The sequence below is a fragment of the Pseudanabaenaceae cyanobacterium SKYG29 genome (genome assembly GCA_025055675.1).
Lineage (GTDB): Bacteria > Cyanobacteriota > Cyanobacteriia > Pseudanabaenales > Pseudanabaenaceae > M5B4.
Window position 1 is genome coordinate 1 of record JANWWT010000001.1, and the last position, 11860, is coordinate 11860.

An 11860-nucleotide genomic window follows, 5' to 3' on the forward strand; every position below is an offset into this window, starting at 1 on the left:
CTCCCCCTGCGGGTCGTACAAATTCAGTGTCTCTGCCGTCAACTCAAACCTTATCCCCAATCGCGGACTCACCCACCCGTTCATCTCTTCAATGTCCCTCAACTCACCCCCCTGCCGCTGCAGTCCAGCCAGGTCATTCCCATCAGGGTCATAGATGTAGTACTCCTCCACACCATAGTGGTTGTAGAAGAATAATTTGCGGTTCATCTCTCTGATGGTGTTGCCTGGCGACAAAACTTCAAACACGACCTGAGGAGCAATGTTGTCTTCTTCCCACTGTTTGTAGGAACCTCTGTCCCCTTTCGGTCTGCCAAAGACCACCATGACATCAGGAGCAATACGAATATCAGGACGACCTTCCACGGGATACCAAAGTAAATCCCCCGCCACAAATACTCTCTCATCCTGGCGGAACAAGTATTCCAGGTTTTCTTTGATGGTGACAATCCAGCGGAATTGTTTGGTGTTGTCTGCCATGGGCTGTCCGTCGCTGTCGGGGTAAACGATCGGTTTGGTTTGTGGTGTTATGGTCATGGTTTGTCCTCCTGTCAAACGATTGTGTCGGGGTCTAGTCCCAACTCCCGCAGTTTGGCAGCGAAGCGATCGGCTCTGAGTTTTTCCTGCCCTGCCCGTTGGGCTTCCTGTTCTGCTCTGAGTCTTTCCTGCTCCGCCCGTTGCGCCTCTTGTTCCGCTCTCAGCCTCTCTTGCTCTGCTCTGTGCCTTTCCTGTTCAGCTCGCTCCCGTATCTGCACAGGGGTCAAAAATACCTCCCCCTGCGGGTCATACAAATTCAGCGTCTCTGCCGTCAACTCAAACCTGATACCCAACCTGGGACTGACCCACCCATTAATTTCCTCCACTTGCCTCAAGCCCTCACCCTGCCTCTGCAAACCTTCCAACTGATTGCTGTCGGGGTCATAGATGTAGTACTCTTCCACACCGTAGTGGTTGTAGAAGAATAATTTGCGGTTCATCTCTCTGATAGTGTTGCCTGCCGACAAAACTTCAAACACTACCTGAGGAGCAATGTTGTCTTCTTGCCACTGTTTGTAGGAACCTCTGTCCCCTTTCGGTCTGCCAAAAACTACCATCACATCGGGAGCGGTGCGGATGTCGGGACGACCTTCTACGGGATACCAAAGCAAATCCCCCGCCACAAATACTCTCTCATCCTGGCGGAACAAGTATTCCAGGTTTTCTTTGATGGTGACAATCCAGCGGAATTGTTTGGTGTTGTCTGCCATGGGTTGTCCGTCGCTGTCGGGGTAAACGATCGGTTTGGTTTGTGGTGTTATGGTCATGGTTTGTCCTCCTGTCAAACAATCCTGTCGGGGTCTAGTCCCAATTCTCGCAGTTTGGCAGCCAACCGATCGGCTCTTTCTCTCATCTGTACTGGTATTAGGAAGGGATTGCCTTGGGAATCGTAGATATTAAGAGTCTCAGGAGTCAGACGGAAGCGAATACCAAGTCTTGGACTTATCCACTCATTGATGTTATCGATCGTGCTTAACTCGCCCTCTTGTCTTTGCAGCCCCGTCAGTTCGTTCTTATCAGGGTCATAGATATAGTACTCTTCTACACCGTGGCGATTGTAAAACAGTAACTTGTGAGTCATTTCTTTGAGGGTATTGCCTGGGGAGAGGATTTCAAACACCACCTGGGGGGGAATGTAGTCTTCTTCCCACTGTTTGTAGGAACCTCTATCGCCCTTGGGTCTACCGAACACAACCATGACATCAGGAGTGGTGCGGATGTCGGGACGACTTTCTACGGGATACCAGAGTAAATCTCCTGCCACAAACACATTCGCATCCTGGCGGAACAAGTATTCCAGGTTTTCTTTGATGGTGACAATCCAGCGGAATTGTTTGGTGTTGTCTGCCATGGGCTGACCATCGCTGTCGGGGTAAACTATTTGCTCACCGCCTTTTCTCACTGTGACCATTTTCTCTTCCCAATGATCAGCTCCTCTGTTCACCAATATTCTACGCTGGTTGATCTGGGGCTGTGTAAAAGAGGGCTAACCCCCTAGGATTAACCCCCGTTGCTTACCCGATCGTAACTATGCTCCCAAAACGCGGTGGCAAGCTGCTAATACGTTATCGACCGTGAAGCCGAATTTTTCATAACAAACAGCACCAGGAGCGGAGGCACCAAAGGTGTCGATGCCCACGATCGCGCCATCAAAACCAGTATACTTGTGCCAGCCAAAGGTAGCGCCTGCTTCAATGGCAACCCGTTTGCGACAACTGGAAGGTAAGACGCTTTCTTTGTATTCCTGGGATTGTTCTTCAAAGATTTCCCAACAGGGCAGAGAGACTACCCGCACAGCCTTGCCTTCTTCTCGCAACTTGGCAGCTGCTTGGACAGCGAGAGCCAGTTCTGAGCCGGTAGCAATCAAAATTAGGTCGGGATTAACTGCGTCTTCTACGATGTAGCCGCCCTTTTGCGCTCCTTCTACCGAAGTACCAGGGATGTTTTTCACGTTTTGGCGCGTGAATGCCAGGATGGTAGGCCGTTTGCGCTCTCTGATGGCCACTATGTAGGAAGCCACCGTTTCATTGGCATCGGCAGGACGGTAAACTAACAAGTTGGGAGTGGCACGGAGAGAAGCCAGGGTCTCGATCGGTTGGTGAGTAGGTCCGTCTTCTCCCAGCATAATGGAGTCATGGGTCATCACATAGATAACGCCTACTTTGGACAGGGCAGATAGGCGAATGGCGGCTTTCATGTAATCCGCAAAGACCAGGAAGGTAGCGCCGTAGGGAATTAAGCCACCATGGAGTGTCATGCCGTTGAGGATTGCTCCCATGCCATGTTCCCGTACACCAAAGCGAAAGTTGCGCCCTTCGTAGGAACCAGCCTGGAAGTCAGGCATACCCTTGAGGTAGGTCATGTTGGAGTGGGCTAGGTCGGCTGACCCTCCTAACAGTTCCGGAATAACGCCTGCTAAAGCATTCAAGCAAGCTTCTGAGAGTAAGCGGGTGGATTTTTCCATCTGGGTGACGGGTTCTAGGGCTTTTTCCCACCCTACAGGTAATTCCCCTGCCATGATGCGCTTAAATTCGGCAGCTTCAGCGGGATAGGCTTTTTCATACTCGGCAAAACGGGCATTCCACTCTGCTTCCGCTTTTGCTCCCTTATCGATCGCTTGTCTAAACCGTTTGAGAGCATCTTCAGGAATGACAAAGGGTTCATACTCCCAGCCCAAATTTTGTCTAGTGGCTATCACTTCATCACCACCGAGGGGCGCACCATGCACTTTTTCGCTCCCTGCCTTCTTGGGGGAACCATAACCGATCGTGGTCTCCACAATAATCAGACTGGGCTTGTCGGTGACAGCTTTAGCATTGGCGATGGCTGTAGCAATAGCTTCCAGGTCATGGTTACCGTCAGCTACTTTTTGGACGTGCCAACCATAGGCTTCGTAGCGCTTGCCCACATCTTCAGTAAATGCTAGGTCAGTGCTGCCGTCGATGGAGATGTGATTGCTGTCATAGAGCATGATCAGCTTGCCCAACTTTAAGTGACCCGCTAAGGAAGCTGCCTCAGAAGCGACTCCTTCCATGTTGCAGCCGTCCCCCAAAATGACATAGGTGTAATGGTCAACGATCGTGTGCCCTGGTTTGTTGAAGCGGGCGGCAAGATGGGCTTCCGCAATGGCTAGACCTACGGCGTTACCTACTCCCTGTCCCAAAGGACCGGTGGTGACCTCTACCCCCTCCGTTTCAAAGTTTTCGGGGTGACCGGGGGTTTTACTGCCCCACTGCCGAAAGTTTTTAATTTCATCCAGAGTAACGCTGTCGTACCCCGTCAAATGTAGGAGGGCGTACTGCAACATACAGCCGTGCCCCGCCGAGAGGACAAACCGATCCCGATCGACCCACTTGGGGTTTTTGGGATTGAACTTGAGGAATTGATCCCACAGGACAAAAGCCATCGGTGCTGCTCCCATGGGCAGACCAGGGTGCCCGGACTTAGCTTTTTCTACCGCATCAATGGCGAGGAAGCGGATAGTGTTGATACAAAGTTGTTCGATAGATTGAGTTGCCACTGCCATAGGATTTTTCTGGGAACGTTCTAGCTATATTCTCATGCCAAGGTGGTCAGGATCATAGAAACTACAAATTGACAACATAGGCATCCCGTACTCCTTGCACCTTCAGGATTTCCTCCCGCAGTCCTTCGGGTAGGGGGTCATCGATGTTGAGCACCATCACGGCATCCCCCCGCACCATGCGTCTACCCACCTGCATACTAGCAATGTTGACGTTGAAGTTGCCCAGCAGCGACCCGATCGCGCCAATGATACCTGGCATATCGCGGTGGAGGGTCAGCAACATGTACTGACTAGGAGCGACGTTGATGGGAAAGCCGTTGATGTTGGTAATGCGCAGTTCTGATCGGCTCAAAATCGCCCCTGCCACGGATTGCTGCCCCTGGGAGCCTTGGGCTGTCAGATGGATTGACCCGCTGTAGTCTTCCACGGTGGCATCCCTGGTTTCTGTCACCCTGATTCCCCGCTCCTTAGCTTCGATGGAGGCATTGACAAAGTTCACCCTTTCCCGCAGCGCAGGGGAGAGGAGACCCTTGAGGGCAGCAACCACGATCGGTTGGGTTTCGCCGTGGGCGAGTTCCCCTTGCAGTTTTACATCGAGGGATTCCACCCTACCCCCTGCCAGTTGGGAGACCAGGTTACCCAGCATTTCCGCTAGTTGGAGATAGGGCTTGAGTTTTTGCCACACTTCAGGGCGCAGCCCAGGGATATTAACGGCAGTACGGGCAGGCAGCCCTAAAAGGACATCGCGGATTTGCTCTGCCACATCGATCGCCACATTAGTCTGTGCCTCTTCCGTGGATGCCCCCAGGTGGGGAGTGAGTACAAGGTTTTTGCCAATTTTGAGGAGAGGGGAATCTGGTGCTAGAGGTTCATTTTCGTAGACATCAAGGGCTGCCCCCGCAATCCGTCCTTCCTGCAAAGCTTCCGCCAGTGCCACTTCATCGATAATGCCCCCCCTAGCACAGTTGATAATGCGGGCAGTGGGCTTCATGAGAGCCAGCCGATCGCGGTTAATTAGGTGTTGGGTTTCCTTGGTCTTGGGGATGTGGAGGGTAATAAAATCAGATTCGCGGATGAGAATCTCCAGTTCCACGAGGGTTACCCCCAACTGTTCTGCCCTGTCCGTAGTGATGTAGGGGTCATAGGCAAGGAGTTTCATGCCCAGGGAGCGAGCTACCGTTGCCACATGGGAACCGATTTTGCCCAAGCCAATGATGCCTAGGGTTTTTTTGTAGAGTTCTACACCTGTGAAACTTTTTCTATCCCACTCACCGCTTTTGATGGAGAAGTTAGCATCAGGAATGTAACGGGATAGGGAGAGCATAAGAGCTAAGGTATGTTCTGCCGCCGCGATCGTGTTTCCTTCCGGCGAATTGACGACTACAATCCCCATGCGGGTAGCTGTGGGTACATCCACGTTATCCACCCCGACCCCCGCCCGACCGATGATTTTGAGATTTTTGCCTGCTTCAATTACTTCCCTGGTAAGACGGGTGCCCGATCGGATCATGATGGCATCGTAATCACCAATGATGGATTGCAGCTCTGCGGGGGAAAGACCCGTTTTCACATCTACGGTTGCCACCTGGGACAAAATTTTGATTCCTGCTTGGTCGATGGGGTCAGAGACAAGGACTTTAGGCATGGTTGTCGCGTTTACTTCTATCTGCTTATACCATGATGGGGTAAAAGGGAGCAATGGAGGGCGCTAATCTGGGCTTTAGCTTTCTGGAGGGATTCCAGCCATTCTTTTGGCGGGTCACTGTCGGCAACGATACCTGCTCCCACCTGTCCCCACACCCGATCGTTGTGTTTGAGCATAGTACGAATGAGGATATTGAGGTCGAGGTAGCCACGGCGATCGAGGTAACCACAGGAGCCATAAAACAGGCTGCGCCGCTGGGGTTCTAGGGTTTCAATAATTTCCATCGCCCTCACTTTGGGGCAGCCAGTGATCGTGCCACCGGGGAAAACAGCTTTTACCACATCCACCCAAGAGCATTCTGGTCTGATTTCCCCCCGCACATTGCTAACTAAATGCACCACATGACTGTAGTATTCCTGCACCAACAGTTCATTTACCTCTACCGTACCCCAGCGACATACCTTGCCCAGGTCATTTCTTTCCAAGTCCACTAGCATAATGTGTTCCGCTACATCTTTGCAGGAATTGAGGAGAGCTTGGGCATCAAATTGGGGGTCAGCGGTTTTGGGGACAGTACCAGCGATCGGTCGGGTTTCGGCAATATTGTCCCGAATTCGTAGCAATCGTTCAGGAGAGCAACTAATGATTTCCCCCCAGGGAGTCCGCCAATAGCAGGCAAAGGGAGAGGGGTTGATTTGATGTAACCGGCGATAGATTTGCCAACCGGAACCCCCATAGGTAGTTGTAAATCGCACTGACAAGTTAGCTTGAAAAATATCCCCCTTAGCAATATGTTGTTTAGCTATTTCCACCATACGGCAGAAAGCAGACCGATCGGGGATAAATGTAATTTCACCACATTCAGCAGGAGGAAATTCTAAGTTCAACGGTTGTTGAATTTTAGTTACCAGCTCTGGCAGTGCTTGGGGATTAGTAGTAGCTAGCCATAGTTCCCGGCGTTGGTGATCGATGACAATGAATTCTTGGGGTTCATACCAGAAAGCCACGGGGAAAGGGAGGTCATCTTGTTTTAGGTAAGGCAAATTTTCAATCTCCCAAGCCAAGTCATAACCAAACCAACCCAAATAACCCCCAGTAAAGGGCAAATAATTAGGCACCACTCCTGTCTGGTGAGCTTGTCGAACCAGAGCTTGTTGAACCAGAGCTTGTCCAACCAGCACCTGACCCAAACAATCCAATACACTACCCAAACTGGGTTGCCAGGTTTGCAGAGGATTGCCCGCCACGATCGAGAAATTAGAACAATCTTCCAAAACAGTGGAAATAGGAGCAGTGGCAAATAGCCTTTCCCAGACAGTTTGAGCAGAGAAATGACCCTTAATACATTCCCAATACCAGTCCGTCACCCTAGTTATCTAAACGCAAAGATTGGATTTTCTCAGGCTTGAGGGGCTCCATAATCCGCCGCGATCGGCGTAACAATTCCTCGGGGCCTTTTACCGCTACCAAATATTTCCCTTCTGCTAAGCGATTACGCAGGGGTAGAGACTCGCCACTACCAGACGCCACCCCTACACCCCCACCCACAAACACACTACCTAATGCCCCCCCGATCGCTCCCAAGCCACCTGAGATAACTAAACTACCCCACTGCCCCGCCCAAGCAAAAGTATCGAGCTTGGTAATCAAACTAAAAGCCACCCCCGCCGCAAAGCCAAAAGGCAGCAACCAAGTAGCCATCAACAGCGCCTGTCTTCTTCCCTTCTCCAGAGGGTCAATCAAGCCGAACTCCTCCGCCGTTTTGTAGCCCCGTCCCAAGATCGCCAACTGTCCCTGGGGAATTCCCTGATTTTCTAGTTGGGAATAGATATTTTCCGCTTGAATCCGATCGGTGCAAACAGCAATCAGATAGTTCACCCTGGACTTCCCTGCGCCTCATTCCCAGTTTATTATAATCTGATTAGCCAAATTCCTGTTCGATAATCCGCCAGCGCACAGCTACTACCCCCGGTTCCAAACTCAGACGACTGACAACTTGTTCTAAAAGGGCATCGCTCTGTTCCTGCGTCACAATCTGTGCTTCTACCTTGACCCGATCGGTTTTGTCTTCCAAATCTTCACTAGCAAGAGCACGCAGTCTCAGTTTGCTACTACCCAAAGATTGCAGTAATAATGCCCTCACATGGGCTTCATCCTGACTACGGCAGACCACTTCACAGCGATAGCAGAGTTCTAATTCCGTGCCTTTGAGGGGTTGCTGGTTGATGCGATAGCCTAAGGGACGCAAAACTAAATTTGCTAGCAAAACTGCTAACGTACCTGCTGTTGCCTCAAGAAACATGCCTGAGCCTGCTAAACTACCGATCGCGGCTGCGCACCACAAAGTGGCTGCGGTGTTGAGTCCCCTTACGGTTAGTCCTTCCCGTAAAATCACACCCCCTGCTAAAAAGCCAATACCAGAAACCACTTGGGCTGCGACTCGTGTGGGGCTAGAATCACCAGGGGTAAGGACAGAGAGCATGACAAACAAAGCTGCTCCCGTTGCCACCAAAGTGTTTGTACGTAGCCCTGCCAGGCGTTGCCGCCACTGCCGCTCTAAACCTAAAATCGCTCCCAAAAGGAAAGCCACCGCTAGACGGATGATAAACTCTCTGCCAGTCACGCTGCACCTGCCCTTGCTACCTTCACAATACCATGAATAAATTGATTGCCGATCGCATTGCCTACGGTAAGTCTCTGCGCCAGATTGTGCCTCGCTCTGCCCATAGAGAATGGTCTGCCCATAGCGATCGTGCCCACCCCCTTACTCTCTTGCATCAGTCTAATCAACAACGTCTGCCAGAACTAATTCCCCTGCGCTATGGACGGATGCTGCAATCTCCTTTTACCTTTCTACGGGGCAGCGCCATCATCATGGCAGCAGATTTAGCCACCACTCCCACCACGGGCATCATGGTACAAGCCTGCGGGGACTGTCATTTGCTTAACTTTGGTGGGTTTGCTACACCAGAACGGAACCTTATCTTTGATGTGAATGATTTTGATGAAACTCTGGTTGCTCCTTGGGAGTGGGATGTCAAACGTCTGGTTACTAGTGTTGTTCTTGCTGGTAGGGACTTACAACTATCAGATGCAGAGAGTAGCAATGCTGCCCTTGCTGCTGCCCAGGCTTACCGATTAGCTATGGCGCAATACAGCCAGATGAGCACGTTAGAAGTATGGTATGCCCGCCTCGATGCCAAATTGTTGATTGAACACGCTCCCGATAGTGAAACCCGCCTGCACTGGGAAAAGATGACTGCCAGAGCTTTCAAACGCACCCTGAGACAGACTGTATCCCAAATCACTACAGTGGTAGATGGCAAGTGGCGTTTTATAGACAATCCCCCTATCCTCTACCATGTACCCAACCAAGCAGAGTATTTTGCCCAAATTAGCAATCTGTTTGAAGAGTACCGTGACACGTTGCAGGTCGATCGGCAATTTTTACTCGATCGTTATCGTTTAGTTGATGTAGCAATGCGAGTAGTGGGAGTGGGCAGTGTTGGTACCCATTGCGGCGTAGCCCTGTTATTAGATCAAAACGACGACCCCCTGCTATTGCAGTATAAAGAAGCCCGTCCCTCTGTATTAGAACCTTACCTGGGCAAGAGTCCCTATCCCCACCAGGGGCAACGAATTGTCAGTGGTCAGAGACTGATGCAGGCAGCTAGTGATATTTTTCTAGGCTGGACGACCAACAATGAAGGCAGAGACTTCTATTTCCGCCAATTCCGTGACATGAAGACAGCCATTAAACTCAAGGGCATGTCCGCCGCCAGCTTAACAGACTACGCGGAAATTTGTGGAGCAGCCCTTGCCAAAGCCCACGCCCGTACAGGTGACCCCGCTGTCATCAGTGGCTATCTAGGGGAAGAAGATACCTTCGATCGTGCCGTCCTAGATTTTGCCCTTACCTATGCTCACCAGGTGGAACAAGACTACCAGGTGCTAGTTGCAGCCGTACAAGCAGGACAGTTGACAGTGAGCTAGAACCTATAGGCTTTGTTCCCTAGCCAGAGAGCACGAAGAACCGCTTTACCCGATCGTCCCACTTTTACTTCTGCTATAGCTTGTCTCTGGTGCGTTGCCTCTGCTGCTTCTGTATTAATTTGTTCCCGTTGTGCTTCGGGAAAATAGAGTTCTTCAATGCCATAAATTACCTGTTCGTATCTAACAGTACCCTTGACAGCAATTTCTTGAGGGGATAAATCACCGGGAAAAGAGGTGCTAACTCTCACAGGTTGCCAAGGCGCAGGAGCAGTAGAATTACTATTCTTAGGAGCAACAAACACAACGTAAACAGTCCCAGAATTATAGTCTATATTTTTGCCTCCAGGTAGGGATTGTAGATAGGAGAGGGAACTGAACTCATAGTTCACTATTTGGGAGTAACCCCGCAAAATGTCATAGGGGTCAACGGGCACTGTCTGCAGATAAACTGTCGTACCTGTGAGAACAACTGTAAAAGGTTCTGTTGCCATGCTCAGAGGAATAGCAATCTGCAACATTAGAGGTAATACCAAGCGCCAGTAAGGTAGTTTCATGAATTTGCCTCCATCGATCGTTGTTGTAGATACCGTTCAAACCAGATGCCCCAACCTAAGATTGCCACACCACACAAACCTAACACAAATGCTTTGAGACTTAGTCCTGTGTCATATTCAAAGAAGCGGCTAATAATTTGTAGGCAGAGGAGAATCATCCCGAACCAAAATTTAGCTCGCTGTAGTTTTTCTGTACCCAGACGAATTAAAGTAAGACTGAGTGCTGCTAGGAAGCAATTAGTAATAAATGTATGGATTATGAAATAATCACTATAGTTAGCATAGTAATCATAGTAGGAAATAGTAGTAGGTCTGATGAAACTTAGTGTAGTGAAACCAACTAAGGCACCGAACATAACCTTCGTCATAATCTCATTTCTGACGAGCAGTTGTCTGACAACTACATAAAGAGCTACTCCACATAACAAACCAAAGTATAACTGCTCCAGGGAATTAAGTTTTACCCATGAATTAGATGGGTCAATATCTACAAATAAACCAAATGAACTGGCATGCCAAACAAACTTGAATGAGTAGAAGTATAAGCAAATTCCTAGGAGTAAAACACTGAAGACCCTCGCCACAGGCTGCATGGGTTTGTGAGATAGATAAGACCCTAACCGATCGAGTTTCAAACTATCATCGTAACCCCATAGTATAACTGCAGGTAAGATAAAAATTAGCGGTTTGCTGCCATACCAGACAGTTTGACCTTGGCTAAATAACCATAGGAGAATAATTAGTACAAATACTGCTCGTGATTCTAACCAATAGGCAAGGGGCAGCAGTAGTAGAGAAATAATAGGCATCAACTCCCCGATCGGGTGTAATTCTCGGTCAAAATTAAAAAAGTAACTACCATACCCAATTGCCAGGATAATTAGCCCCATCATTGTCAGGGTCTGAAATCGCAAACTACCTCCCATTACCAATACGCCAATACTCCAGATGAAAAACAAGCCATAGAGCGGGCCACTGAGATGAAATATTTGGGCAACTAAGGCAATCACTCCCCCCAAACTTAAGCCAGCTGCTAATAATATGCCCTGACCCAAGCGTTGCAGTGATTGGGTATATTGCCAGAGATAAAAGCCCAAACTGTTACTGACGATCAGCCATGTTAGTAACAAGATGAACTTCGATATTCTGTCTAAGTTCTGCCAATTGGCAGCTACTGAAGTAATTACTGCTAGACCAATTAAAATGCCCCCCACCGCATATAAAATTGTGCTAAACGCCTGACCACTAGCACTAAGTTGATCGAATTGATACCGATCGGCTAACCTTTGCCACACCTCCTGGGAAATTAGCCCCTCCTGTCGCCATTGCTCTGACTCTTGCTTCAGTTCTCGCCTAAACCTTTCCCCTGCCATGACCACTGCCTAAACTCTAAGCCAAGGGTAACCCCCTCCCAAGTCTACCTCACCAAGCATTGTGCCACTTTTCTAGCTGTCCCTGCCAAGTGTAAAAAAAGTTACAAACTTCCCCTAGTTCTACTATCAGTTGACGTTAAGATAAATTTAGGAGATAATACCTAGGGCAGTGAGGCAAAAAACTATGGCATTTGCGTTATTTCTGTGGGTTTTAGTTGTGATTCTTTCCTTATCT

The 11860-nt window shown here is 49.6% G+C and carries 11 protein-coding genes; 1 reads left to right on the forward strand and 10 read right to left on the reverse strand.

Annotated elements, in window-relative coordinates:
• The 8 genes from NZM01_00005 to NZM01_00040 form a co-directional block, all read right to left on the reverse strand.
• Positions 1–534, reverse strand: a 534-nt coding sequence (locus NZM01_00005) for a Uma2 family endonuclease (protein ID MCS6958421.1), incomplete at its 3' end; no start/stop codon positions are given.
• A 14-nt stretch (positions 535–548) separates the two neighbouring features.
• The gene (locus NZM01_00010; GenBank protein MCS6958422.1) at positions 549–1301 is read right to left on the reverse strand and encodes a Uma2 family endonuclease; all 753 of its coding nucleotides are present in this window, start codon (positions 1299–1301) and stop codon (positions 549–551) included.
• 14 nt (positions 1302–1315) lie between these two features.
• Entirely contained in the window at positions 1316–1945 is a 630-nt protein-coding gene (locus NZM01_00015; GenBank protein MCS6958423.1) for a Uma2 family endonuclease, read from the reverse strand.
• A 117-nt stretch (positions 1946–2062) separates the two neighbouring features.
• Positions 2063–4060, reverse strand: coding sequence for a transketolase (gene tkt / locus NZM01_00020; protein MCS6958424.1), 1998 nt, complete (start codon positions 4058–4060; stop codon positions 2063–2065).
• A 61-nt stretch (positions 4061–4121) separates the two neighbouring features.
• Positions 4122–5705, reverse strand: a complete 1584-nt coding sequence (serA, locus tag NZM01_00025; GenBank protein ID MCS6958425.1) for a phosphoglycerate dehydrogenase — start codon at positions 5703–5705, stop codon at positions 4122–4124.
• A gap of 17 nt (positions 5706–5722) precedes the next feature.
• Positions 5723–7072 carry an anthranilate synthase component I gene (locus tag NZM01_00030; GenBank protein ID MCS6958426.1) on the reverse strand — a complete coding sequence of 450 codons (1350 nt, stop codon included), beginning with the start codon at positions 7070–7072 and terminating at the stop codon, positions 5723–5725.
• A 1-nt stretch (position 7073) separates the two neighbouring features.
• Entirely contained in the window at positions 7074–7583 is a 510-nt protein-coding gene (locus NZM01_00035) for a hypothetical protein (GenBank protein ID MCS6958427.1), read from the reverse strand.
• A gap of 43 nt (positions 7584–7626) precedes the next feature.
• The gene (locus tag NZM01_00040) at positions 7627–8328 is read right to left on the reverse strand and encodes an MgtC/SapB family protein (protein MCS6958428.1); all 702 of its coding nucleotides are present in this window, start codon (positions 8326–8328) and stop codon (positions 7627–7629) included.
• A gap of 32 nt (positions 8329–8360) precedes the next feature.
• Here NZM01_00040 and NZM01_00045 point away from each other — a divergent pair, with 32 nt between their 5' ends.
• A complete protein-coding gene (locus tag NZM01_00045; GenBank protein MCS6958429.1) occupies positions 8361–9698 on the forward strand; it encodes a DUF2252 domain-containing protein in 1338 nt (445 codons plus the stop codon).
• On the opposite strand, the gene NZM01_00050 is transcribed toward NZM01_00045, so the two are convergent.
• Both NZM01_00050 and NZM01_00055 read right to left on the reverse strand, forming a co-directional pair.
• Positions 9695–10252: a GDYXXLXY domain-containing protein gene (locus NZM01_00050; GenBank protein MCS6958430.1), complete on the reverse strand. Its 558-nt coding sequence runs from the start codon at positions 10250–10252 to the stop codon at positions 9695–9697. The two genes, NZM01_00045 and NZM01_00050, sit on opposite strands and share 4 nt — an antisense overlap.
• Positions 10249–11625, reverse strand: coding sequence for a DUF2157 domain-containing protein (locus NZM01_00055; protein MCS6958431.1), 1377 nt, complete (start codon positions 11623–11625; stop codon positions 10249–10251). Before NZM01_00055 ends, NZM01_00050 begins: the two co-directional genes overlap by 4 nt.
• Positions 11626–11860: the final 235 nt, after the last annotated feature.

Coding starts and splice junctions, on each gene's coding strand:
- NZM01_00010 (MCS6958422.1), bottom strand. CDS start 1,301: ATGACCATAACACCACAAACCAAACCGATCGTTTACCCCGACAGCGAC.
- NZM01_00015 (MCS6958423.1), bottom strand. CDS start 1,945: ATGGTCACAGTGAGAAAAGGCGGTGAGCAAATAGTTTACCCCGACAGC.
- tkt (MCS6958424.1), bottom strand. CDS start 4,060: ATGGCAGTGGCAACTCAATCTATCGAACAACTTTGTATCAACACTATC.
- serA (MCS6958425.1), bottom strand. CDS start 5,705: ATGCCTAAAGTCCTTGTCTCTGACCCCATCGACCAAGCAGGAATCAAA.
- NZM01_00045 (MCS6958429.1), top strand. CDS start 8,361: ATGAATAAATTGATTGCCGATCGCATTGCCTACGGTAAGTCTCTGCGC.
- NZM01_00050 (MCS6958430.1), bottom strand. CDS start 10,252: ATGAAACTACCTTACTGGCGCTTGGTATTACCTCTAATGTTGCAGATT.
- NZM01_00055 (MCS6958431.1), bottom strand. CDS start 11,625: ATGGCAGGGGAAAGGTTTAGGCGAGAACTGAAGCAAGAGTCAGAGCAA.